This is a genomic window from Lacrimispora brassicae, from assembly GCF_054772055.1.
In genome coordinates, this window is sequence record NZ_BRYH01000062.1 from 50,821 (window position 1) to 76,618 (window position 25,798).

Sequence of the window (25,798 nt, forward strand, 5' to 3'; positions counted from 1 at the left end):
AAACACGTTTTGAGAGTTTTTCTTAATTTTTATACCTGCCACAGAATGTCCCGGTTAATGGTCCGGTAAAACAATTCCCGGATCTCTTTTTCATCCCTGGTCTGTCCCAGGATCCACATGAGCTTTGTCACCGTGGCTTCCAGGGTCATGTCATAGGCTTCCAAAAGTCCCAGCTCCTTTTTGATGGAGTGCCCCACCTCGTATATGGACATATTGCTGCCCTCATTGGTCACCTGGGTGGCCATGACCACGGTTTTTCCAAGGGAGATCCATTTTTTCACCGCCTTATAAAAGTCTCCTGTGTCATAGGAGGGAAGGCCGCCGACGCCGAAGGATTCTATGATCACCGCATCATAATGCGCTGCCATATAATCCAGGACATCCGGTTCCATGGAAGGGATGAGCTTCATCAATGCCACATGGGAATTTAATTTCCGGAAAAACTGTACCTGTCTGGGGCAGGAAGCCTTGTCGTCCACGTAAAACAGCACATACCCATCCTGGATGGCGGCAATATAAGGGAAATTGATGCTGGAAAAGGCATTGTAGCTCTTGGTACGCTCTTTTTTCCCTCTGGTGCCTGCAATGGCCTTTCCGTCAAAAACAATGGTGACGCCATGGGCCTTAGGCTCGCTGGCAAACCGGAGGCTGTCAGATAAATTGGTGCGGGCATCGGTATTCTCCATATCAATGGGCCTTTGTGCCCCGGTGATGACAATGGGCTTTTCCGAATTCTGGACCAGATAGGAAAGGGCTGAGGCCGTGTAAGCCATGGTGTCCGTGCCGTGGCAGATGACAAAGCCGTCGTAGTCCTCATAATGGATCTCAATGGCCTTTGCCATGGAAAGCCAATGATGGGGCTGCATGTTGGTGCTGTCTATATTAAGTATCTGCAGGCTGTCTGCCTGACAGAATTGTGAGGTTTCCGGAACATAGGAAAGGATCTCGTCTGAGGTGAGGAGAGGCTTTAAGCCGCTGTCGCTTCGCTTACAGGCAATGGTGCCCCCTGTTCCAAGCATTAGTATTTTTTTCATATGGAATTACCTCCTGAGGGATTTCAATATCTGATTGTAACACTGATTTCCTCATTCGTACAGGGAGACTTTTCCACAAGCCTTATTCATGGTGATTCTGACACCGATCTTAAGGGGGAAATCCGCGATTCTTACTTTGGGAGATTCACAACAGTGGAAAATTGTGATAAAATAAACATGAGATCAGAATAGGAGGAGGAAAAAATGTTTAACATACCTAAAGATCCTGCAATGCTGTTAAGCTATATCAATACTCAGTTAAGAGACTATTATCCTTCTCTGGAGGAATGCTGCCATAGTCTTGGGATCCAGGAAGAAGATCTGACCCTTTCTTTGGCTGCCATTGATTATCATTACAACAGGGAAAGAAATCAGTTTGTATAAAAAGGGGTCATCGCAGCAGCGGTGACTCTTTTTGCACGAGCAATAAGCGGAACGAATAAAGCGGATAAGTGGTCCGTTTAGACAGGAGGGATATATTATGGAAGCAGCTTGGATACAGACAGTTGGAATATGGAACTGGTTGATGGATCATCTGATCTATATTAACCTGGTCTTATCAATTATCATCGTGTTTTTCCAGAGGCGTGACCCCAAAGCGGTCTGGACCTGGCTTCTGGCGCTGTATTTTATACCCGTATTCGGCATTCTTTTTTACCTGCTTTTGGGCCAGGATATGCGAAAGGGCAAGATGTTCCGGGTCAAGGAAGTGGAAGACCGGGTGCGCTATTCCGCAAAAAACCAGGAAGAATTTTTAAAGAGCCATGACATCAGTCTGGTTTCCTCTTTATCCCGTGACTATTCGGATCTGGTGGTATACAATTTAGAGACATCCGGGGCCGTGCTGACTGTTGACAACACGGTGGAGATTTTTACTGACGGTGAGGAAAAATTCAAAGACTTAAGAGCGGAGCTTTCAGTGGCTGCCCACTTCATTCATTTGCAGTATTACATTATTAAGGATGATGAACTGTTTGATTCCATAATCCCTATCCTCATAGAGCGGGCCAGGGCAGGGGTGGAAGTGCGCATTCTCTGTGACGGCATGGGAGGGCGTTTCATGCCAAAGGACAAATGGAACAGGCTTAAGGAAAACGGGGTAAAGGTAGGGATCTTTTTCCCGCCGTTCCTGGGCAGACTCCAGCTTCGGGTGAACTACAGAAACCACAGAAAGATCGTGGTCATTGACAACCGGGTGGGATATGTGGGAGGCTTTAACATTGGCCGGGAATACATTTCCAAAGACACCAAATTCGGTTATTGGAGAGATACCCATCTAAAGCTTCAGGGGGGCTCCGTACTGAGCCTTCAGATCCGTTTTGCCCTGGACTGGAATTATGCGGCAGGAGAAAACCTGTTTCGGAACATGAAATATTTCTGTGAGGATGAGGATGGAAGATGCCTGGATTCTATGGGAGTGGTTGACATGAATGATGAGAAAGAGCATCTTGGGATCCAGATCATTGCAAGCGGCCCTGATGCCAGGAGCCGTCAGATCCGGGACAATTATATCCGCCTGTTTTCAAAGGCCAGGGACCACATCTACATCCAGACGCCCTATTTTGTCCCCGATGACGCCGTACTGACCACTTTGCAGGTAGCCGCCCGTTCCGGCGTGGATGTAAGGCTTATGATCCCCTGTAAGCCGGATCACCCCTTTGTTTACTGGGCTTCCTATTCTTACGTGGGAGATCTTATATCCGCAGGAGCCAGATGCTATACCTATGAAAACGGATTTCTCCATTCCAAAGGAGTCATGACCGACGGAAAGGTCAGCTCTTATGGAACCGCCAATATGGATATCCGAAGCTTTGAACTTAACTTTGAAGTAAATGCGGTAATCTATGATGAGGAAACCACCCGCAGACTGGAAGTGCTGTTTCTTCAGGATTTAGAAAGGTGTAAAGAGATCACCAGAGAGGTATACGAGGAGAGAAGCCTTTTCATCCGGATCAAGGAACAGGGAAGCAGGCTCTTATCCCCTCTTTTATAGAATGCTTTTACAGAATGACATAGTATTGCTTATGAAAAACCGCTGGAAAATATCTTTTTGTTTTCATAATATCCCGCAAACCTACGCATAATGAAGGGTATGAAGACACTATCACAATTAAACTTAGAACAGTTACCATTTAATTTCTTCAAGTGTGGGGTAACGGGCTGGTGCCTGGAAGTTATCTTTACCTCCACGGAATCTATTTTGCGCCAAGACTGGCGGCTCATGGGGCAGACTTCTCTTTTAATGTTCCCCATCTATGGTTGCGGAGCTCTTTTAGGCCCCATTGGAACTCTCATTGACCGCTGGGTAACTCCTGGTTCCGGATTTGTGGCAAGGAAAACGGAGTTGGCCATCCGCCATGGATTTCTTTACATGGTCCTTATTTTTGTGGCGGAATATTTTGCCGGCTCTCTTCTGAGAGGCGGGGGGGTGTGCCCCTGGGATTATACGGGACGAAGCACCAATATTGACGGTCTGATCCGTCTGGATTTTGCACCGCTGTGGTTTGCCACAGGACTGTTGTTTGAACAAATTACAAAAAAGAAAGGCAGGTAGTATTGTAATTAAAGTCACCATTTTATATAATAGATGAAATGGAGGACGAGACCAATGATACGTTTTATTCTTGTAGCAGCAACAATCATTATCTTTTTGATTTTAAGTATTCCGGTCCTGGCTTTTGAGTGGGTGACCGGAAGAAAAGACCGCCACCTGCGGGATGTGCAGAGTCTTGCAGTGGTCCAGTGGATTTTCCGGATCCTCCTTGGAATGGCCGGTGTGACCATTACGGTCAAGGGAAGGGAGAACATCCCTGCCGACCGGGGCGTTTTGTATGTGGGAAATCACAGAAGCTATTTTGATATTCTTGTAGGCTATGTGACAGTTCCCGGCCTCATGGGATTTGTGGCAAAAAAGGAAATGGAGAAGATTCCCCTCCTTTCCACCTGGATGAAATATGTAAACTGCCTGTTTCTTGACAGAAAGAACTTAAAGGAAGGCTTAAAAACCATTCTCACAGGAATCGATCAGGTGAAACGAGGGGTTTCCGTCTGGATTTTCCCGGAGGGTACCAGGAACCGGGAGGAAAATCCCCTGGATCTGCTGACTTTTAAGGAAGGAAGCATTAAAATTGCGGAAAAAAGCGGATGTCCGGTGGTGCCTGTGGCTATGACAGGAACTGCGGAGGTGTTTGAGCGGCATTTTCCATTCATCCGCCCTTCCCAGGTGACCATTGAATTTGGAACACCCATTTACACAAAGGAGCTGGAGCCGGAATTCCGGAAATTCCCCGGCGCCTATGTGGAAAATCAGATAAAGGCCATGCTGGAAGCGGAATTAAAAAGCCAGGGAAAGCTTTCCGGCAGGGCATAAGCACACAGACAGATAAGACAAAGGAATGATAAGGCCTATGAAAACATTGGATTTGCAGGAGATCAGAAAACAGCTTGACGGGATCGACCATGAGATCGTATCCTTATTTGAAAAGCGGATGAAGCTTAGCGGTCAGGTAGCGGAATATAAGATTGAGACAGGCAAGCAGGTTTATGACAAGGAAAGAGAGCAGCAGAAGATTCAGGCCGTGACAGGCATGGTGGAAGATGGATTCCACAAACAGGCGGTAAGAGAGCTGTTTACCCAGATGATGACCATTAGCCGCCATTTCCAGTACAAGCTTATGGCGGAACACGGGTTTCAGGCGGAACATGATTTTCGTCCGGTAAAGAGCCTTCCTGTAAAGCAGGCACGGGTGGTGTATCAGGGAGTGGAAGGGGCCTACAGCCACGAGGCTGCCCTGAAATATTTTGGGGAAGATGGAGATATCCGCCATGTGGATTCCTGGGAGGATGCCATGAAAGAGGTGGAGGCAGGAACAGCGGATTATGCGGTGCTGCCCATTGAAAACTCCTCGGCAGGAGCAGTCACCCATAATTATGATCTGCTTATTAAATACCGCAACTACATTGTGGCGGAAATCTTCCTTTCCGTGGACCATGCCCTTCTTGGGCTTTCGGAGGCAAAAGAGGAGGACATCCAGACGGTATTTTCCCATCCCCAGGCGCTTATGCAGTGTTCTGAATTCCTCAATTCCAACAGGGAATGGAAGCAGGTCAGCGTGGAGAATACTGCTGTGGCAGCCAAAAGGATCCTTGAGGCTGGAGATCCGTCCCAGGCGGCAGTGGCCAGCGAGATCGCAGGGGAGATTTATGGGCTGAAGGTTTTAAAGCCTTCCATTAACCATAATAAAAGTAACACGACCCGGTTCATCATCCTGTCAAGGGACCCGGTATACCGGGAAGATGCGGCCAAGATAAGCATCAGCTTTGAACTGCCTCATAAGAGCGGTTCTCTTTATAATATGCTGAGCAATTTTATCTACAATGGGGTCAGCATGATGATGATCGAGTCAAGGCCCATATTGGGAAGAAACTGGGAATACCGGTTTTTCATAGATATTGAGGGGAATTTAAGTGATGCCTCCATTCAGAATGCCTTAAAGGGAATATCTGAAGAGGGGAGCAACATGAGGGTTTTAGGAAATTATTAAAGGCTTGCAGGGTCCGGCCTGGTAAAGAGTCCGGACCTGGATTTACACAAGAAGGAAGGTGGGAAGAACGACTTCTTTCAACCTTGAATTTATGAATCAGCCGGATATGCAGGCATATCCCCTTGATTCATTTAGGAGGCATATTATGAAATCCCAGGAATTGATTTTATACCGCAATTTGAAACATCGTGAACTTTTTGACAAGATCGCCGGGCTTTTGAGCCTGGAGCAGTGGGAGAGAACAGAAACAATGCCGGATTCCTATTCCTGTGCCGGTCAGCTCATAGAGTTGGCGGCTTCCTATGGCTTTGAGGGGAATCTCTGGCATTGTTTTTTATCATTCTGCCTGGCAAACGACGAAAATGTCTACAGCACCTCCTGTGAGATCATTGGCCCTGTGGAAGGAACATTAAATGAACTGGCAGCCCATGATTTCCGGGTCATAAAGGAATTGTTTGACCATGACATCCGAAAGCTGGACCGTTTTATCCCTGGGAAGGGGATATGGGCCGCCCTGGCCGATTACCGCAGGGCAGACGGCAGCAGCAAGATTTATAATAAGAGGATCAGGGACCAGATCGTGGCCCTGGCCGTTGCCTTGGAACAGGCTGAGGATGAAACGGTTTTTGCTTCCCAGGTAACGGAGTTTTACCGCAGGTTCGGAGTGGGGAAATTCGGCTTAAATAAAGCCTTCCGCATCGAGGATGGGGCCGGCGAACCGCAGATCCTGCCCATCACCAGCATCGAGCATGTCCATTTAGACGACATCATCGGCTACCAGCTTCAAAAACAGAAGCTGATCGAGAACACGGAGGCATTCTTAAACGGACGGGCTGCCAACAACGTCCTGTTGTTTGGCGACAGCGGAACCGGAAAATCCTCCAGCATCAAGGCGGTTCTCAATGAATATTATGACAGAGGGCTTCGGATCATCGAGGTTTACAAGCATCAGTTTAAGTCTCTTTCAAAGGTTCAGGAGCAGGTAAAGGACCGGAATTACAAATTCATCATTTACATGGATGACTTATCCTTTGAGGATTCTGAACTGGAGTATAAGTATTTAAAGGCGATCATTGAAGGGGGTCTTGGGAAGAAGCCGGGCAATGTACTGATCTACGCCACTTCCAACCGGAGGCATCTCATACGGGAAAAGTTCAGTGATAAAAGGGAGCTGGATGATGACTTACATAATAATGACACCGTCCAGGAAAAGCTTTCCCTGGTGGCCCGCTTTGGTGTGACCATTTACTTTGGCTCGCCGGATAAAAAGGAGTTTCAGGAGATCGTAAGGGAACTGGCCGCCCGCAGCGATATAAACATGTCTTTAGAAGAATTGTATGCAAAAGCCAATATATGGGAATTAAGCCACGGAGGCTTATCAGGCAGAACGGCAAGCCAGTTTATTACCCACCTTTTGGGAACAGCCGGTGAACACCCTGGGGGCATACCTTTACACCCGGTAAAACGGGATGGGCACTGCCCGGAAAACAGGATAGGAAAGATGAAATGACAGAGTGGAATATATGAAAGCTGCCTGGTTGATGGGCGGTAAGGAGGATCAGTATGGCAATGAGATTATTTGCTGCCATTGATGTTGGATCGTTTGAACTGGAGCTTGGCATCTATGAGATTTCCCAGAAGGCCGGGATCCGGAGGGTGGACCATGTCCGCCATGTCATCGCCCTTGGAAGGGATACCTATAAAGATGGAAAGATCAGCTATGAACTGGTGGATGAAATGTGCCAGGTCATCAAGGACTTTGCCGGTATTATGCAGTCCTATAAGGTGACCGGCTACCGGGCCTATGGCACCAGTGCCCTGCGGGAGGCAAAAAACAGCCGGATCGTGCTGGATCAGATCCGTGTGAGGACCGGGATCGAAGTACGGGCCATCAGCAACTCTGAGCAGCGCTTTATCAGTTATAAGGCCATTGCTTCCAAGGATGCGGAATTTCATAAGATCATACAAAAGGGGACGGCCATTGTTGATGTCGGTTTTGGAAGCATGCAGGTTTCCCTGTTTGACAGGGATGCCCTGGTTTCCACCCATAACCTGATGCTGGGAGTCTTAAGGATCCGTGAAATGATGGGAAGCGTTCAGGTCGACAACCAGGTGCAGAATACCCTGATCGAAGAACTGGTGGACAACGAACTGTACACCTTCCGAAAAGTCTATTTAAAGGACAGGGAGATCAAAAACCTCATCGGGATCGGGGAGAGCATCCTTTATCTGTCCCGGGGCAGCCGGGGAGGAAAGCCTGTGGAACGGGTCACTGCGGAAGAATTTGCATTCTTTTATGAAAAGATCGTTGGAATGTCCCTGGATCAGATCCAGGACCGGTTTGGAGTCAATGCAGAATACGCATCTCTCCTGGTGCCGGCGGCCATCATCTTTAAACGTGTTCTGGAGCTGACAAAGGCGGAGCTGTTCTGGATTCCCGGAATTCGTTTATGCGACAGCATTGCCGCCGAATATGCGGAGGAGACAAAGGCGGTGAAATTTAATCATGATTTCTCCGAGGACATACTTGCGGCCTCCCGCAACATGGCAAAGCGTTACAAATGCCATGGGCCTCATACGGTAAATATGGAAAAATACGTGCTTGATATCTTTGACAGCATGAAAAAATATCACGGGATGGGAAAGAGGGAAAGACTGCTTTTGCAGATCGCGGCCATCCTTCATGCCTGCGGCAAGTTTATCAGCATGAGAAACCCCAGCGAATCCGCCTACCATATCATCATGTCAACGGAGATCATCGGATTGTCCCATATGGAGAGGGAGATCATTGCCAATGCGGTCCGTTACAACGGAGTGGAATTTGATTATAACCGGATCCATTTAAGCGAAGATGTATTCCGGAACACAAAGGGGGAATTTCCTCAAGAGGACAGCCTCATACTTGTAGGAAAGCTGACGGCCATTTTAAGACTGGCAAATTCCATGGACCGCAGCCACAAGCAAAAGCTTTCGGAAAGCCATATGAGCGTTAAGAACGGGCAATTGGTTGTGACTGTCTCCTATGAAGGCGACATCACTCTGGAAGCGGTGTCATTTCGCCAGAAAGCGGACTTCTTTGAAGAGATATTCGGAATAAGGCCCATATTAAAACAGAAGAGGAGGTTATCCTGATGACGGGTGTCAATGAAGTAATATACAGCAGTCCTGAAAATTATGTAAATCGTGAGCTGAGCTGGATTGAATTTAATTACCGTGTCCTCAGCGAAGCAAGAGATAAAAGCCTTCCTCTTTTTGAACGGCTGAAATTTTTAAGCATTACCGCTTCCAACTTAGATGAGTTTTATATGGTCCGGGTGGCTTCCTTAAAGGATATGGTCCATGCCAAATATACAAAGCCGGATATTGCGGGTTTGGATCCAAAGTCGCAGCTTGAAAAGATCAGTGAACGGACTCATGAGCTGGTGGTCCTGCAGTATTCTACCTATAACCGTTCCCTTGTTCCGGCCTTAAAGCAGAATGGGCTTCGGGTGGTCCAGAACCATGAGGATTTAACCGTGGAAGAGGGAAGATATGCAGACAGCTATTTTGAGAGAAACGTGTATCCGGTGCTGACTCCCATGGCCGTGGATTCCTCCAGGCCATTCCCCCTGATCCGCAACAAATCCTTAAACATCGCAGCTCTCCTTCAGAAAAAGAGCGGGGAAGAGGAACTGGAATTTGCCATGGTCCAGGTACCCAGCGTGCTTCCAAGGATCGTGGAGCTGCCTTCCGGGAAAAAGGGAGAGCGGGCAGTCATTATGCTGGAACAGATCATGGAACGGAACATTGGCAGCCTGTTTTTAAATTACAATGTGATCACCGCCCATCCCTTCCGCATCATGAGAAATGCGGACCTTACCATTGACGAAGAAGAGGCGGAGGACCTTTTGGAGGAGATCCAGAAGCAGCTTAAGAAACGGCAATGGGGAGAGGCCATCCGCCTGGAAGTGGAAGAAAAGATGGATAAACGCCTGTTAAAAATACTTAAACGGGAGATGAGCATCAGTTCCGCTGATATTTTTGAGATTGCAGGCCCTCTGGATCTGACCTTTCTCATGAAGATGTACGGACTGAAAGGCTTTGCCCACTTAAAGGCAGTTCCCTATATTCCCCAGCAGGTTCCAAAGCTCATGAATGAGGAAGATATTTTTTCCAACATCAGGAGAGGTGACATCCTTCTTCATCATCCATACGAAACCTTTGATCCTGTAGTGGATTTCGTGAAAACCGCGGCAAAGGATCCGGAAGTCCTGGCCATTAAGCAGACCCTTTACAGGGTCAGCGGGAATTCTCCCATTATTGCCGCCCTGGCTGAGGCAGCCGATAACGGGAAACAGGTATCGGTGCTGGTGGAATTAAAGGCCCGGTTCGACGAGGAAAACAATATTAACTGGGCAAAAAAGCTGGAAAAGGCCGGCTGCCATGTAATCTACGGGCTGGTAGGCCTAAAGACCCACAGCAAGATCACCCTGGTGGTGCGCAGGGAGGAAGACGGGATCCGCCGCTACGTCCATTTAGGCACGGGAAACTACAACGATTCCACGGCAAAGCTTTACACGGATTTCGGCCTCATGACCTGCAATCCCCAGATCGGAGAGGATGCCACCGCCGTGTTCAACATGCTGTCAGGCTATTCCGAACCACTTCACTGGAATAAGCTGATTCTGGCCCCTATCTGGCTGCGGGCCAGGTTCTTAAGGATGATCCGCAGGGAAGCGAAAAATGGGGAAAACGGGAAAACGGCTCATATTATGGCCAAGATGAACTCCCTTTGCGACAAGGAGATCATAGCGGCTCTTTACGAAGCCTCCTGCGCAGGGGTGAAGATCGATCTGATCGTCCGGGGAATATGCAGCTTAAAGGCAGGGGTTCCGGGGCTAAGCGAAAACATCACGGTTCATTCCATTGTGGGAAACTTCCTGGAACACGCCCGGATCTTTTATTTTGAAAATGACAACAGCCCGGAGCTTTATATGGGAAGTGCTGACTGGATGCCAAGAAACCTGGACCGAAGGGTGGAGATCATGTTCCCGGTGGAGGATGAGACCCTGATGGAGCGGATCCTTCATGTCCTTAAGGTGGAGTTTCAGGATAACGTAAAGGCCCATATCCTGCAGCCTTCCGGAACCTATGAAAAGCCTGATAAAAGGGGCAGGGTCCTGGTCAACAGCCAGGAGCAGTTCTGCGAAGAGGCGGTCAGGAGCGTGAAGGAAGAACTTGGTAAATTAAACCCCATAGGCAGCCGGGTATTTATTCCTACGGAGAGCCAGGTGTAAGGAATGGACCCGTATAATTACCTTTTTATAGTTTTTTTGTAAGAAAATAGTAAGGCAAAGATACCTTTCTTGTGGTAAAATGGATAAGAGTCTAAGCGGTGCAGAAACATTTGCACGGTTTGTGCGTGGGAGCTTGCTCACTAAGCACAAATTGTGCAAGTGTTTCTATAGGGCGGAACGCCCGTCATGAATCATTTGGCGCCAGCCAAATGATTCATGCACCGCTGAACCTTATACATACGACAAGGGAGGTATTTTTCATGTCCGAAACAATAAGCATTCTGGTTGTGGATGATGAGAAAGAGATTGCAGAGCTGGTAGAAATCTATTTGGTCAGTGATGGATATAAAGTATATAAAGCGAATAATGCGGAAGAGGGACTGGGCTTTCTGGAAAAGAATCAGATCCATCTGGTGCTTTTAGACATCATGATGCCTGGAATGGACGGCCTGCAAATGTGCAAGAAAATACGGGAGACAAATAACATTCCCATCATCATGTTAAGCGCCAAGTCCACGGATCTGGACAAAATATTGGGACTTGGAACCGGGGCTGATGATTATGTGACAAAGCCTTTTAACCCTCTGGAGCTGACGGCCCGGGTAAAATCCCAACTGCGCCGTTATACCCAGCTAAACCCCAACAGCGCGGTAAACGAAGCAGTTAAGAATGAAATCGCAATCAAAGGGCTGACCATTAACAAGGATAACCATAAGGTGACTGTTTATGGGGAAGAGATCAAGCTCACCCCCATTGAGTTTGATATCCTTTATTTACTGGCCTCTAATCCCGGAAGAGTGTTCAGCACCGATGAGATTTTTGAGAAGGTGTGGAATGAAAAGGTTTATGAGGCAAATAACACCGTAATGGTACATATCAGACGCCTGCGGGGCAAGATGAAGGAAGATACCAGACAGAACAAGATCATCACCACTGTTTGGGGGGTAGGATACAAAATTGAAAAATGATATCAATCGCCGTTTCCATACCCGGGTCATTGCCAATATCTTTTACAGCGCAGTGGTCACGGTCCTGATCGAGATATTTCTGGTGACCAACGTATCTTTGGTAGCTTCCTACATGAGAAACACCCAGAGGGACAATGCATTTGTGGAAATGCTTACGTCCTTTGACGTGGTTGTGATTCTGATTTATGTGGTTTTCGGAATCGGGATATTCACGGTCACCTTCCTTCTCCTCCAGGAAAAGTCCATGCGTTACATCAGCCGGATCTCCGATGCCATGCAGAGCATTTCCCAGGGGGATTTAAATATTACGGTAGACATTGAGGGAGATGATGAGTTCTCCGTCATGGCTGCCAGTTTAAATAAGATGGTGGGAGATTTAAGAGGCCTCATGGATAAGGAACGGGAGGCGGAGCGGACCAAGAACGAGCTGATTACCAATATCGCCCACGACTTAAGGACTCCTCTGACCTCCATCATCGGGTATCTGGAGCTTTTGTCCGGAGAAACAAAGCTTGATCCGGAAGTCCAGAAAAACTACATAGGGATTGCATACGTGAAGACAAAGCGGCTGGAAAAGCTGATCGAGGATCTGTTTGGATTTACAAAGCTGAATTACGGAAAAATCTCCATGCACGTGGCCAAAGTGGACGTGGTGAAGCTTTTAAGTCAGCTTCTGGAAGAATTTTATCCCAGTTTTGTGGATAAGAACCTTTCTTATGAGCTTCAAAGCAATGTCCCCGCCCAGACAATCTCGGCGGATGGCAATCTTTTAGCCCGTCTGTTTGACAATCTGATCAACAATGCCATCAAATATGGAGCGGATGGAAAGCGCATCCTGGTGAAGGTTCATGGAAACGAGGAATTGGTCACGGTCCAGGTGATCAATTACGGCTACGTGATTCCCGAGGAGGAGCTTCCCCTCATTTTCAACAAGTTTTACCGGGTGGAGCAGTCCCGTTCCACCAATACGGGAGGAACGGGGCTGGGGCTTGCCATCGCAAAGAATATTGTGGATATGCACGGCGGCAACATTCAAGTGACCAGTGACCTGTCCGGTACCATATTTACGGTAAAGCTTTTAGTGGATTTTGATATTAATAAAGAGAACTTTGGAAAGATAGGGTGACAGAGAATGAAATTCAGACAGATATCCCTGATTTGTGCCATGGCGGTCACCATAGCAGGCAGCATTGTGCTGCCTGCTTTTGGTATGGCCTATGAAACAACGGTTGGAATGGAGGCGCCGTATTCCTCCATAGACGGAAATTATGCGGCTTCCAATTCCGGCGTTTCCATGGATGTTTCCTACGGCTATGAGGGTAATGCAAAAAGCGGGCGTTATGTGCCGGTGAATATTACATTAAACAGCCAACTGGATTCAGCCTTTCAGGGGACGGTCCAGGCCATAGCCATGGAATCTGATTATGATGTTTACCAATATGAATATCTGGTTTCCTTAGATGCGTTTGAATCGACGGAGGAATCCCTGGATATTCCCGTGGGAAGGGCAGATGTTCTTTTTGTGAAGCTTCTGGACTCCCAGGGAAGAGAGCTGATCCGCAAACGCTTAAAAATGAATGTTACGGCAGACATTGCGGAGCTGTTTGTGGGAGTGCTGTCCGATGAGCCGGAAACTCTGTCCTATATGGAGGGAGTAGGAGTAAATTACAGCTCTGTCAGGATCAAGACCTTTGAGATGGATGGGGCAAAGATGCCTGATAATGTGATTGGGCTGGATCTTTTGGATGTGCTGGTCATTACGGATTTCGATACAAAGAGGCTGTCAACAGACCAGGTATCTGCCATCTGGGAATGGGTGAAAGAGGGAGGGACACTTCTTCTTGGAACCGGCGCCCGGGCGGATGATACCCTTTATGCCTTCCGGTCCGATATTCTGGAGGAGGACTATGCCCCGCCTTCGGAAAAATCCGTGGATATGGGAGTGGAATATTCCGTCAATGGCCCGGGAGATTCCTTCATGAATCTGATTTGTGCGGACGTTTCCTTAAAAGGAGGAACCGGAGTGCTGTCCAATGATGAATTCCCGGTCCTTACCTCTGTGTCAAAGGGAAAAGGCAAGGTGGGAGTGGCAGCTTATGACTTTGTGGACATCGCCTCCTTCTGCCAGGTCCAGCGCTCCTACGTGGATAAGCTTTTTACAGCGCTTTTGGGGGAAGCCAAGCTAAATAACTTATCCTCCTACCTTTACAGCGGCAATTCCGCCCAGTACTGGTCTGTGCAGAATATGCTGAATACCGGAGACGTGGATAAGCTGCCTGACTTAGTCCTTTATGGGGCAGTGATCCTGGGATATATTCTGTTAGTGGGTCCGGTGCTTTACCTGTTCTTAAAAAAACGGGAGCAGAGAAGGCTGTACCGGACAGGGGTGGCAGCAATTTCCCTGCTGTTTGCCGCGGTGGTCTATTTAATGGGGATGGGGACCAGGTTTAAGGACACCTTCTTTACCTATGCCACCATTCTGGATACCACAGAAGACTATGTGGATGAATACACCTATCTCAACATGAGGACACCCTACAACAAGGCATATACCATTGCCCTGGACTCAACCTATGACCTGCTTCCCATCACCAGAAGCAGTTCCTATGAGATGAAGCCGGTTCCCAGATTCGTGGGAAATGAAGACTACAAGGTAAAGATATCCTATGGGGAAGAGGAAACCAGGGTTTCTGTCCAGAATGCGGCCGCCTTTACCCCCAAATATTATTCCCTGAAAAAAAGGACTCCAAATACGGACCATAAGGGCCTTACAGGAGACATCACCTTGTTTGAGGGAAAGGTATACGGCACCGTGACCAATGAATATCCCTTCCAGGTAGAAAAGGTGGGAATTCTGATGTACGGGAAATTGGTGGCCATTGAAAAGCTGGAGCCGGGAGAAACCATGAACCTTGAGGGGCTTCCGGTAATCAATTATCCCATTAACAACTCCTTTCTGGTGTCTGCCCGGGTGACGGGAAGCTACCAGTATCAAAAGGCGGATATTGAGGATCCGGCTTACATGCTGGCCCTGTCAAGGACCAATATTTTAAGCTTTTACCTTGATAAATATTCTTCATTCTATAATCCGGAGGCCAGGATCGTGGCTTTCAGCAAAGACCAGTCGGACAGCCAGTTCCTTGCCAGGGGAAGTTATGAGACTTACGGTATGTCCATGTTTACGTCTACCATCGATGTAAAAACAAAAAAGGGCAACGGGACCTCCCGTTCTGCCCTCATGAAAACGCCTACGGTAGTAAGCGGGCAGTATTATGCGGATTCCAATGCCATTTACGGCGTAGATCCGGTAGCTCTGGAGTATTTCCTTGGAAATGACTTAGAGGTGGAGACTCTGGCCTTTGAAAACCCCTCGGATGAGTTTTTAAACAGCGAAAGCTTTTACTACACCACCATTTTTAAGGGAAACCTCTATTTCTATAATCACGATACGGGGAATTACGATGCCATGGACCCTGGCAAAACGGTTTATAAAGTCTGGGAGCTCACCCCTTATCTGTCTCCGGGTAACACGCTGACCGTAAAATATGTATGTGACAATACGGCCGAGAATAACTGGTATGTGACTCTGCCCATGCTGACTGTGACAGGAAGGGATAAATGATGTTAGAGATTAAGGATTTGCGGAAAAAGTTTGGAAAATTCCATGCGTTAAACGGCCTGGACCTTCACATTCCAAAAGGATCTCTTTATGGATTCGTAGGACCTAACGGAGCGGGAAAGACCACCACCATAAAGATCATGACAGGACTTCTTTTCGCTGACAGCGGCCAGGTGTTGATCGACGGCGTGGATGTGTCCAGGGGCTTAGATGAATTAAAGCTGAAGATCGGCTATGTGCCTGATTTCTTCGGTGTTTATGACAATTTAAGGGTCAATGAATACATGGAATTCTTTGCCTCCTGCTATGGGAGTGACGGCTTAAAGGCCAGGACCCGGTATATGACCCTTTTGGAGCAGGTGGGCCTGGAGGATAAGGTGAATTTTTACGTGGACAGCTTGTCAAGAGGGATGAAGCAGCGGCTCTGCCTGGCAAGGGCTTTGATCCACGACCCACTTTTGCTGGTCCTGGATGAACCGGCCTCAGGGCTGGATCCAAGAACCAGGTTTGAATTTAAAGAGATCTTAAAGGAATTAAAGGAGCAGGGAAAGACCATATTAATAAGCTCCCATGTGCTTTCCGAGCTTTCCGAGATGTGTACGGACATAGGGATCATTGACCAGGGTAAAATGATCTTAAGCGGAAGCATGGAGGAGATACTGCGCAGGGTCAATGCTTCCAATCCCCTGATCATTTCTGTACTGGGAAATAAGGAAAAGGCGCTGACCATCTTAAAAAGCCAGCCCTGCGTTCAAACCATAGCGGTAAAGGAAGAGGACATCAGGGTGAATTTTTTCGGAGACCAGCAGGATGAGGCGCTCCTTTTGCAGCAGTTAGTGGATGCCGACGTGCTGGTGCATGGCTTCTACAGGGAACAGGGAAGCTTAGAATCCCTGTTTATGCAGATCACGGATCACGATAAAGAAAAGGCGGTGCTTGTACATGAAATTGAATCCGGTTTATAAAAGGGAGACAATGGTCAGTTCCAGAAGCTTCCGTCTGGCATTGATTCTGGCGCTTTTTAATACCATCCTGGCTCTGGTGGTCCTGCTTAACATGTATTCCGTAGTGGAGAGGGTTAAGCTGACGGCGGAGATCCAGTACTCCTCCTTTACCAATCTGTACGTATTTGTAGCTGCAGTGGAATTTGTGATGCTGATGTTCATCATGCCTGCCCTGACCGCAGGCAGCATCAGCGGAGAAAGGGAACGCCAGACCCTTGACCTCCTTCTCACCACCACCTTAAAGCCGTGGGAGATCGTATGGGGAAAGCTTACCTCTTCCTTTAGCACCATGTTTATCATGATCATGTCCAGCTTCCCTCTTTTGGCGGTGTCCTTTGTGTACGGGGGCGTGATGATTTATGACGTACTTCTTTTACTTTTGTGTTACTTAGCGGTGGCCCTTCTCTGCGGAAGCATGGGGGTCTGCTTTTCTTCCCTGTTCAAACGGTCTACCATTGCCACCGTTGTGAGCTATGGAGTGCTGGTCGTCATTGCCGCGGGAACCTATGCGATCAATGCCTTTGCCCTGTCCATTGCCAGGATGAACATGAGCAGTGCCTATGCCATGTCCGTAGGCGGTATGGCTGACCAGACCAATTCCGGCGCGTTTCTCTATCTGCTCCTTTTAAACCCGGCGGCCACCTTCTATGCGATGATCAACGGCCAGACAGGGGATAATCAGGTGGTGAGAAGCCTAAATAGCTGGTTCGGCCCCCATCCCGATAACTTTATCATGGAAAACTGGGTGGTCTTAAGTATTTTCATCCAACTGGCCCTGGCAGTTATATTCATGTTCATCGCCGTAAAGGCCATCAGCCCATCCAAAGGGAATAAGATAAGAAAATTAAAATGACAGGAGGTTTTTATGCTTACGATCGGATGTCATCTGTCTTCCTCAAAAGGCTATTTTGCCATGGGGAAGGAAGCTGTAAAGATTAATGCCAGCACCTTTCAGTTTTTTACCAGAAATCCCAGGGGAACCAGGGCCAAGGCCATGAATCCTGAGGATGTAAACCGTTACCTGGATTTTGCCAGGGAACATGGAATAGAGCGGATTCTGGCCCATGCTCCCTACACCTTAAATGCCTGCTCTCCCAATGAAGGCCTGCGCGCCCTTGCCGCAGATACCATGAAGGATGACTTGGAACGGATGGAATACACTCCCGGAAACTGTTATAATTTTCACCCGGGAAGCCATGTGGGACAGGGAACCGAAACAGGGATCCGTTTTATTGCGGATATGCTCAACCAGATCCTGACTCCTGAGCATCGTACCACCGTGCTGTTAGAAACCATGTCAGGAAAGGGCAGCGAGGTGGGACGGGAATTTGAGGAGCTTAAGGAGATCCTGGACCGGGTAAAGGAAAAGGACCATATGGGAGTCTGCCTGGATACGTGCCACGTATGGGATGCGGGCTATGATATCGCCGGCGATCTGGACGGGGTTTTAAACCGGTTTGACCGGATCATCGGACTTCATAAGCTGAAGGCCATCCATTTAAATGACAGCTTAAACCCCCTGGGCGCCCACAAGGACCGCCATGCAAAGATCGGGGAAGGCTTTATCGGATTTGAGGCTTTAAGGCGGGTAACAGTTCACCCGGCTTTAAAGGACCTTCCCTTTTATCTGGAAACGCCCAATGACCTTTCCGGATACGCCAAAGAAATTGCCATGATGAGAGGAACAGTATAGCCAACCCTTGAATGGTGTAGTATAATGAGCGAAGATGAGCTTGCTCATGGGCGCCAGCGGCGAATGCCGATCAGGAACCGCAGGTTCGTGATATAATGGAAAATAAAATTGTTAAGGAGGAAATAACATGGGAATTGTAAAAGCGCTTACTACAGCAGTAGGAGGTTCACTGGCAGACCAGTGGCTTGAAGTGATAGAAGCAGGCAATATGGGAGACCAGACCGTATTTTCCAGCGGAGTGAAGATCCGAAAGGGATCTAATACAAAGAGCACGGATTATACCATATCCGACGGGTCCGTCGTTCATGTTTACCCCAACCAGTTCATGATTTTGGTAGACGGGGGAAAGGTGATCGATTACACAGGAGAACCAGGCTATTTTACCGTGAAAAACTCTTCCCTTCCCTCCCTCTTTAACGGCCAGTTTGATGAGGCCTTAAAGGAATCCTTTGACCGCGTGCGTTTTGGGGGTCAGACACCTACGTCCCAGAGGGTATATTTCATTAATCTCCAGGAGATCAAGGGGATCAAGTTCGGAACGCCCAATCCCATCAACTATTTTGACCAGTTTTATAATGCAGAATTATTTTTACGGGCTCACGGAACGTATTCCATTAAGGTGACGGATCCTCTGCTGTTCTATGGAGAGGTCATACCGAAAAATGCTTCCAGAGTTGAAGTGGATGACATCAACGCCCAGTATTTATCTGAATTTTTAGAGGCACTCCAGTCCTCCATCAACCAGATGTCCGCAGACGGGATCAGGATCTCCTATGTGGCTTCCAAGGGAAGAGAGCTGGGGCAGTATATGGCGAATGTCCTTGACGACCAGTGGAAGGATCAGAGAGGAATTGAGATCCAGTCCGTTGGCATTGCCAGCATTTCCTATGATGAGGAATCAAAGGAGCTGATCCATCTGCGCAACCAGGGGGCCATGTTAAGCGATCCAGGCGTCCGGGAAGGCTATGTGCAGGGATCAGTAGCCAGAGGCTTAGAAGCGGCAGGAAGCAACCCTAACGGCTCCATGGCAGGATTTATGGGCATGGGTATGGGAATGAACGGGGCCGGGGGTTTTATGGGAGCAGCTTCAAGCGCCAACATGCAGCAGATGCAGATGAACCGTGCCCAGCAGGGCAACCCCGGGGAGCGGATGGCAGCAGGCGGAGAGAGTAAGGCCGAAAGCCCTTCCGAAAGCCCATGGGCCTGCGGCTGCGGAAGCGTAAATACGGGAAAATTCTGTCCGGAATGCGGAAGCCCGAAACCGGCAGAAACATGGACCTGTGAATGTAAAACAGTAAACAATGGGAGATTTTGTTCGGAGTGTGGAAAACCAAGACCATGAGTGAGATCATAAGTTATAAATGTCCAAATTGCGGCGGGCCGCTTATTTTTGATCCAAAAAAGCAGAAGTATGCCTGTGAATACTGTTTATCAGAATTCGCCCAAAAAGAAATGGAAAGCGGGGAGCCGGAAAAACCTGAAGCAGGAAAGAAAAACAGGGAACCGGAAGGGGCAAAGGCAGAAAAAAAGGGCGGAGAGCCTGTGCTTTATACCTGCCCCAGTTGCGGGGCCGAGATCGTAACCGATGAGACCACTGCCGCAACCTTCTGCTACTATTGCCATAACCCGGTGATTTTATCTGGCAGGCTTTCCGGAGAATTTCACCCTGATTATGTGATCCCCTTTGCCATGGAAAAGAAACGGGCAGTGGAGATCTTTGAACTATGGATGAAAAAAAAGCGGTTTGTCCCAAAGGCCTTCTACAGCGAGGAACAGATCCAGAAGATCTCCGGCGTATACTTTCCGTATATGCTCTATAGCTGCCGGGCAGAAGGAAGCTTAGATGCAAGAGCGGACCGCCTGCGGATCTGGGTGAGCGGCGACCGCCGCTATACGGAAACCCAGACCTATGAGGTGCGAAGGGAAGGCTCCATGCCTGTAAAATTTGTACCCCGAAATGCGCTGAAGAAATCCAACCGGGAGCTGGTGGAAGGCGTGCTGCCCTATGAGACAGAGAAGATGAAGCCTTTTTCCATGGGGTATCTTTCCGGCTTTGTGGCAGAGCGGCGGGATATGGGAGAACAGGAGTTTGCCGGGGATGTAAAGTCTGAGGTGCGCCAGTTTGCCCAGGAGTCTCTAAAAAACAGCATCACCTCCTATGATTCGGTAAGGGTACAGAATCAATCCATCCGCCTGGAGGAAGAAGCGTGGGAATATGCCCTTTTGCCGGTCTGGGCTCTTACATACCATGACGGGGCAAAGGACCAGATGTATTATTTTACAGTGAACGGGCAGACCGGGAAGGTATGCGGCAAGCTTCCTGTGGACCGGAATAAACTGATGCTTTTGTTTGTGGAAATATTTCTGCCTGTATTTCTTGCCATGCTGATTGTGGGGTATCTGATATGATGAAAATGAAGAGACTGTTCCATCAGATATGCCTGGGGGCTGTTTTCCTGGCCGCATTTCTTCTGCTTCTGACCTTCCTTCCCGGGGGAATGAAAGCCTTTGCCGAAAGTAAGGGTGTGGGAGACGTTTCCCAGAAGAATTGGGTATACGATGAAGCCGGACTTTTTTCCCAAGGGGAAACAGAAGCGTTTGAGACTCAGATCCAGACTATGAGAAAAGAGATGAACATGGATGTGGTGATCATCACCACAGACCAGGCAGGCGGTAAGACTGCCGAAGAATATGCAGAGGATTTCTACATCAGCGGATCCTTTGGTGTTGGTAAGGATTACAACGGAGTCCTGTTCCTGATGGATATGGATAACCGGGAGCTGTATATCCTTCCCGTGGGAACCATGAACCGCTTTTTAACGGATAAGCGGTGGAATTCCATTCTGGATGACGCCTATGACCAGATAAGCAGCCAGAAATACGGAGCCTGTGCCCAAAGCTTTCTGGACGGTGTGATAAAATACTACAGGGCAGGGATTCCCGGCGGACAGTACAATTACGATAAAGAGACTGGGAAAATAAGCGTTTACCGCAGCATACGCTGGTACGAAGCAGCTCTGGCAGCTCTGGTGGGGCTTATGGCAGCAGGGATCGCCTGCGGGGGAGTGACCAGCCGGTATTCCATGAAAAAGGAAAGAGGCCGGGCCAGGAATTCCCTGATGGCCTATCGCGCAGACTGCCAGTTCCGGTATTCGGATCAGTCTGACCATCTTGTGAACAAAACCGTGACCTTTGCCATCATACCCCGGAATCAGGGGAACGGGGGCCATGGCGGCGGAGGTATGTCCTCCGGCGGCAGGAGCACCACCCACACCTCCTCAGGACGTACCATGGGAGGCGGGGGACGGAAGTTTTAATAAAATAATTGTCCCGTAGGAAAAGAAGCATAAAAACCTGCTGACAAAAGCCAAGGCCTTTGTCAGCAGGTTTTTTATTCTGTGGATTGTCCCACCCGTTCCTCTGTCATGGCAGATATACCGGAATGGGCATGTCTATGGAGAGGGAATCCTCCGTAACCTCACAGTCGTAAGCCAAAATATGGACTCCGGCTTCCTCTGCCTTTTTTAACGCTTCCGCAAATTCCGGATGGGTTTTTCTATTTGGCGTAAATGTGTCCATCCCTTTCATCTGGATGACAAACAGGATGTAAGTCTCGTATCCCTCCCTGCGGGCATTAATAAGCTCATGGATGTGCTTTACTCCCCGCACAGTAGGCGCATCGGGAAACATGGCAAGTCCGTTTTCTTCCAGAGTCACCCCCTTCACTTCCATGAATGCAGGGATCACCTTCTGATCTTCCCCTCCGTTTCCCGGAAACACCGCCTCAAAAGCCAGGTCAAACCGTGACTGGTCATAGGTTACCTCCCGCCGGAGGTTTTCTATGGCAGGCTTGAAAGAGGAAGATTTTTGCCCTGCAAGATGAAATGGCAGAGGAGAATTTTCACTTATGGTTTGCAGCCATTCATAAGCCACCTGGTTAGGGGCCTGGGAATCCATGTTGATGAGGAGGGGGTCACTCTTTTCCCGTTCTTTCCATACGCCGATCAGGGAATATTCCGTTTTTCGTCCCAGAGCCCCAGCTTCCGGATGGAACTGCACCAGCACCCTGACGCCGGGGATGAGAAGCTCCCGGCAGCGTCCTGTATTTTTAACGTGACAGACAACCTCCTCTTCCCCATGGCCCTCCCCTGGAATCAGGACGTGGGCAATAAAACGGTTGGGGCGGCTTAAAAAGGTTCCTGTCACTATGTGTTTGTATTTCAATGAAGCTTTCTCTCCTTTCTGTATCCATGAGTGTTATCTTACCACAGAAAGAATAAGGTTGAAAGAAAAAACATCTTTCAACCTTGAGTTTGTGAAGCAATTGGATATGCAAGTATATCCGCTTGTTTCATCAGGAGGGAAAATGAAATTCTCATGTCTTTATAGTGAATACATTTGTCCGTTAGTTGGAAACTTTTTGGCCTTTTTTCTTGCGCCATGGAAGAAAGTGTGCTACAATTCTGGCAAGGTTTTTGATCCATTAAACTGTAACATAATATAACTTATCTGAATTTGCAAGGCAGATGAGGATAAAAGGGCTGTAAAGTGCTCTTGACTTTCAATAATATAAGCGCAGGAAAGGAATAACATACCATGGAAATATCCTATCAAAGTACCAGGGGCGGCGAAACCGGTGTGACGGCTTCCCAGGCAATCTTAAAGGGGCTGGCGGAAGACGGCGGCCTGTTTATGCCGTGTTTTATCCCAAAGCTTGACAAATCCATGAAGGAACTGTCAGCAATGACATATCAGGAAACAGCCTATGAGGTCATGAAGCTGTACCTTACGGATTACTCAGAGGAGGAGTTAAAGACCTGCATTGAACGGGCCTATGACAGCAAATTCGATACAGAAGAGATTGCTCCCTTAGCAAAGGCCGACGGCTCTTATTATCTGGAATTATACCATGGAAGCACCATCGCGTTTAAGGATATGGCGCTTTCCATTCTCCCTCATCTCATGACCGTTGCCGCAAAAAAGAATCAGGTAAAAAATAAAATCGTGATCCTCACCGCCACCTCCGGAGACACGGGAAAGGCAGCTATGGCCGGATTTGCCGACGTGGAAGGCACGGAAATCATCGTATTTTACCCAAAGGATGGGGTAAGCCGCGTCCAGGAGCTTCAGATGGTGACACAGAAGGGGGAAAACACCCATGTGGCCGCCATCCATGGAAACTTTGACGATGCCCAGACAGGGGTCAAGAAGATTTTCGGAGATAAGGAATTTGCCCGCAAGCTGGCTGAAAAGGGCTTTCAGCTTTCCTCTGCCAACTCCATCAACATCGGAAGGCTGGTTCCTCAGGTGGTATACTATGTCTATGCCTATGGAAAGCTCCTTGCCTGCGGGGAGATTACAGAGGGAGAAGAAATCAATGTGACCGTGCCTACGGGAAACTTTGGGAACATTCTGGCAGCCTACTTAGCAAAGCAGATGGGCGTTCCCATTAAGACCCTTATCTGCGCTTCCAATGAAAATAAGGTCCTTTATGATTTCTTCCAGACCGGGACCTATGACCGGAACCGGGATTTTATTCTCACCAGCTCTCCATCCATGGATATTTTGATTTCCAGCAACTTAGAGCGCCTGATTTATTTAAGCGCCGGATGCGATGCTAAGGCGAATGCAGCTTTCATGAAGGAGCTGGGCGAAAACGGCGCCTATAAGGTAACAGACCTGATGAAGGGCTTTATGAAAGATTTTAAGGGAGGATTTGCAGGAGAGGAGGAAACCGGTGCAGCCATTAAGAAGGTGTTTGAGGATACGGGATATCTGATCGATCCCCATACCGGTGTAGCTGCCTGTGTGTATGACCGGTACAAGGAGGAGACAAAGGATCAGACAAAGAATATCATTGCATCCACGGCAAGCCCTTATAAATTCTCAAGAAGCGTTCTGGTATCCATTGAAGGGAAGCAGGAAGAGCCGGATGAATTCCGGATCATCGATCATCTGGCAGAAGTATCCAAGGTTCCCGTTCCCCAGGCAGTAGAAGAAATCCGCACCGCACTTGTACGCCATAATACAGAATGCGATGGGGATAAGTTGAAGGAAGCAGTGGAAAGCTTTTTAAGCTAACGGATGTTTCTGTTGGCGTACTGGCACCATTTACCGCTTAAGACGCGGGTGGTGAAGAAAATGGCGCGCACCAGCCAGTCAATGGTCATGGCGATCCAGATCCCCATAAGGCCCAGTCCGAAATACAGGCTCAGTATGTAGGCCAGGACGATCCGGCAGATCCACATGGAGCAGATGGAAACTGTCATGGTGAAACGGACGTCATTGGCGGCACGAAGGCCGTTGGTCAGGCAAAAGGACAGGGGATGGATCATCATGCAGCAGATACTGTGGTAAAGCATCAGCTTTACCGCCAGGGCGCTGGTTTCCCCGGATAAATGGAACAGGTTGGATATGGGTTTTAAAAATGGTATGATGGTAAGGTTTAATACCAGCAGCCAGATATATGCCGTTTTTAAAAGCTTTCCCATATATTTCCTGGCCTGTTTCAGCTCTCCGGCTCCGATGCACTGCCCCACCACCGTCACCAGGGCGATCCCTATGGCATTGGCCGGTATGGTTTCCAGGCCGCATATGGTGCTTGCCACCGCATTTGCCGCAATGGCCATGGTGCCGAAGCTGGCAGTCAGACTGGACAGCAAAAGCTTTCCAAGCTGGAAAATGCTGTTTTCCAGTCCGTTTGGCACGCCGATGTATAAGATCTGGCGCAGAATGGTCTTATCAACCCGCAGACGGAACTCTACGGGGAAATCTTTCTGTTTCCTCAGAAGGATCAGCATGACCACTGCGGATAAGATCCTGGAAAACAGGGTGGAAAGTCCGGCGCCTGCCACTCCCATATTAAATCCGTAGATCAGCAGGGCATTCCCTGCAATATTACAGAGGTTGGCGGCCAGGGAGACCTGCATGGAGACCTTGGAGTTTCCTGAGGTCCTGAAAAGGGCTGCACTGCTGTTATAAAAGGCCAGAAACGGGTAGGAGAGGGAGGATATGTAAAAATAGGTCCGCCCATTGCTCATAACCTCCTGGCCGATATTTCCGTATATGAGCCTTAAGAGTTGCTGGTTAAAGATAAGGGTCACTGCCATAAGGAAAATGGAAATCCCCCCTATGGCCAGGAATAACTGGCCCGAAGCCCTGGCAACGCTTTTTTCATCCTTTCTGCCCATGTACTGTGCTGTTACCACAGACCCTCCGGCAGCCATTGCCCCGAACAATCCGATCAAAAGGACGCTTATGGTGTCCACGATGGATATGCCTGATACGGCTTCTTCTCCGCAGGAGGCCACCATGATGGTATCGGCCATCCCCATAAAAACCGCCAGTATCTGTTCGACCACCAGAGGAAAAATCAACTGGCGCAGTTGCTTGCCGGAAAACAGGTCCGGCTTTTCCTGGTGTTCCTGCATTTCTGTGGTTTCAGAGCCCAGGCGGCGGAACATGCCCTCTCTCATCGTTCGTTTCATAACAAATCTCCTATCATGTATTTGTAACCTGTATCCATTATAAAGCAAAGCAGGGATGAAAGCAAAATGTAACTTCGTTATAAAAATCACAATATGGAAAAATTATTCTTTCCAAATAGGGTAAGATGGTATATAATAAAAAGATGTAAGAGAAAAAATCATAATGGAGGTTT

General features: G+C 48.4%; 21 protein-coding genes. 18 read left to right on the forward strand and 3 right to left on the reverse strand.

Translation table 11 applies throughout. The features are described from left to right. Positions 1-29: 29 nt before the first annotated feature. Positions 30-1,034, reverse strand: coding sequence for an asparaginase (locus ACYVD3_RS26290; protein ID WP_460645461.1), 1,005 nt, complete (start codon positions 1,032-1,034; stop codon positions 30-32). Positions 1,035-1,238: 204 nt separating this feature from the next. Here ACYVD3_RS26290 and ACYVD3_RS26295 point away from each other — a divergent pair, with 204 nt between their 5' ends. The 17 genes from ACYVD3_RS26295 to ACYVD3_RS26375 all read left to right on the forward strand — a co-directional run bounded on the left by ACYVD3_RS26295 (position 1,239) and on the right by ACYVD3_RS26375 (position 21,455). Then, the gene (locus ACYVD3_RS26295) at positions 1,239-1,418 is read left to right on the forward strand and encodes a DUF4250 domain-containing protein (protein ID WP_460645462.1); all 180 of its coding nucleotides are present in this window, start codon (positions 1,239-1,241) and stop codon (positions 1,416-1,418) included. A 97-nt stretch (positions 1,419-1,515) separates the two neighbouring features. Next, positions 1,516-3,027: a cardiolipin synthase gene (cls, locus tag ACYVD3_RS26300; protein ID WP_460645463.1), complete on the forward strand. Its 1,512-nt coding sequence runs from the start codon at positions 1,516-1,518 to the stop codon at positions 3,025-3,027. 90 nt (positions 3,028-3,117) lie between these two features. Next, complete coding sequence (locus ACYVD3_RS26305) at positions 3,118-3,588, forward strand: putative ABC transporter permease (protein WP_460645464.1); 471 nt, start codon at positions 3,118-3,120, stop codon at positions 3,586-3,588. A 54-nt stretch (positions 3,589-3,642) separates the two neighbouring features. After that, positions 3,643-4,404 (forward strand): lysophospholipid acyltransferase family protein, encoded by a 762-nt coding sequence (locus ACYVD3_RS26310; RefSeq protein WP_460645465.1) that lies wholly within the window; start codon positions 3,643-3,645, stop codon positions 4,402-4,404. 37 nt (positions 4,405-4,441) lie between these two features. Next, positions 4,442-5,578, forward strand: a complete 1,137-nt coding sequence (pheA, locus tag ACYVD3_RS26315; protein WP_460645466.1) for a prephenate dehydratase — start codon at positions 4,442-4,444, stop codon at positions 5,576-5,578. Positions 5,579-5,723: 145 nt separating this feature from the next. Further along, the gene (locus ACYVD3_RS26320) at positions 5,724-7,088 is read left to right on the forward strand and encodes an ATP-binding protein (RefSeq protein WP_460645467.1); all 1,365 of its coding nucleotides are present in this window, start codon (positions 5,724-5,726) and stop codon (positions 7,086-7,088) included. A gap of 53 nt (positions 7,089-7,141) precedes the next feature. Further along, complete coding sequence (locus tag ACYVD3_RS26325) at positions 7,142-8,710, forward strand: Ppx/GppA phosphatase family protein (protein WP_460645468.1); 1,569 nt, start codon at positions 7,142-7,144, stop codon at positions 8,708-8,710. Continuing rightward, the gene (locus ACYVD3_RS26330; RefSeq protein WP_460645469.1) at positions 8,710-10,854 is read left to right on the forward strand and encodes an RNA degradosome polyphosphate kinase; all 2,145 of its coding nucleotides are present in this window, start codon (positions 8,710-8,712) and stop codon (positions 10,852-10,854) included. Before ACYVD3_RS26325 ends, ACYVD3_RS26330 begins: the two co-directional genes overlap by 1 nt. A 260-nt stretch (positions 10,855-11,114) precedes the next feature. Beyond that, positions 11,115-11,822, forward strand: coding sequence for a response regulator transcription factor (locus ACYVD3_RS26335; RefSeq protein ID WP_460645470.1), 708 nt, complete (start codon positions 11,115-11,117; stop codon positions 11,820-11,822). Further along, positions 11,812-12,948, forward strand: coding sequence for a sensor histidine kinase (locus ACYVD3_RS26340; RefSeq protein ID WP_460645471.1), 1,137 nt, complete (start codon positions 11,812-11,814; stop codon positions 12,946-12,948). Before ACYVD3_RS26335 ends, ACYVD3_RS26340 begins: the two co-directional genes overlap by 11 nt. A 6-nt stretch (positions 12,949-12,954) precedes the next feature. After that, on the forward strand, positions 12,955-15,444 hold the full coding sequence (locus ACYVD3_RS26345; protein ID WP_460645472.1) for a hypothetical protein: 2,490 nt from the start codon (positions 12,955-12,957) through the stop codon (positions 15,442-15,444). After that, entirely contained in the window at positions 15,444-16,406 is a 963-nt protein-coding gene (locus tag ACYVD3_RS26350) for an ABC transporter ATP-binding protein (protein ID WP_460645587.1), read from the forward strand. Before ACYVD3_RS26345 ends, ACYVD3_RS26350 begins: the two co-directional genes overlap by 1 nt. Continuing rightward, positions 16,384-17,298, forward strand: a complete 915-nt coding sequence (locus tag ACYVD3_RS26355; protein WP_460645473.1) for an ABC transporter permease — start codon at positions 16,384-16,386, stop codon at positions 17,296-17,298. The genes ACYVD3_RS26350 and ACYVD3_RS26355 overlap by 23 nt, the downstream gene beginning before the upstream one ends. 12 nt (positions 17,299-17,310) lie before the next feature. After that, positions 17,311-18,138: a deoxyribonuclease IV gene (locus ACYVD3_RS26360; RefSeq protein WP_460645474.1), complete on the forward strand. Its 828-nt coding sequence runs from the start codon at positions 17,311-17,313 to the stop codon at positions 18,136-18,138. A 127-nt stretch (positions 18,139-18,265) separates the two neighbouring features. Further along, positions 18,266-19,480, forward strand: coding sequence for an SPFH domain-containing protein (locus tag ACYVD3_RS26365; RefSeq protein ID WP_460645475.1), 1,215 nt, complete (start codon positions 18,266-18,268; stop codon positions 19,478-19,480). After that, positions 19,477-20,547, forward strand: coding sequence for a TFIIB-type zinc ribbon-containing protein (locus tag ACYVD3_RS26370; protein WP_460645588.1), 1,071 nt, complete (start codon positions 19,477-19,479; stop codon positions 20,545-20,547). The genes ACYVD3_RS26365 and ACYVD3_RS26370 overlap by 4 nt, the downstream gene beginning before the upstream one ends. Beyond that, on the forward strand, positions 20,544-21,455 hold the full coding sequence (locus tag ACYVD3_RS26375) for a TPM domain-containing protein (protein WP_460645476.1): 912 nt from the start codon (positions 20,544-20,546) through the stop codon (positions 21,453-21,455). Before ACYVD3_RS26370 ends, ACYVD3_RS26375 begins: the two co-directional genes overlap by 4 nt. A 106-nt stretch (positions 21,456-21,561) precedes the next feature. Here ACYVD3_RS26375 and sfsA read toward each other — a convergent pair whose 3' ends face one another. Next, positions 21,562-22,362: a DNA/RNA nuclease SfsA gene (sfsA, locus tag ACYVD3_RS26380; RefSeq protein ID WP_460645477.1), complete on the reverse strand. Its 801-nt coding sequence runs from the start codon at positions 22,360-22,362 to the stop codon at positions 21,562-21,564. Between the two features lie 372 nt (positions 22,363-22,734). Between sfsA and thrC the strand changes: the two genes are divergently transcribed. After that, positions 22,735-24,219 (forward strand): threonine synthase, encoded by a 1,485-nt coding sequence (gene thrC / locus ACYVD3_RS26385; protein WP_460645478.1) that lies wholly within the window; start codon positions 22,735-22,737, stop codon positions 24,217-24,219. On the opposite strand, the gene ACYVD3_RS26390 is transcribed toward thrC, so the two are convergent. Continuing rightward, positions 24,216-25,625 (reverse strand): MATE family efflux transporter, encoded by a 1,410-nt coding sequence (locus ACYVD3_RS26390; RefSeq protein ID WP_460645479.1) that lies wholly within the window; start codon positions 25,623-25,625, stop codon positions 24,216-24,218. The two genes, thrC and ACYVD3_RS26390, sit on opposite strands and share 4 nt — an antisense overlap. Between the last annotated feature and the right edge of the window lie 173 nt (positions 25,626-25,798).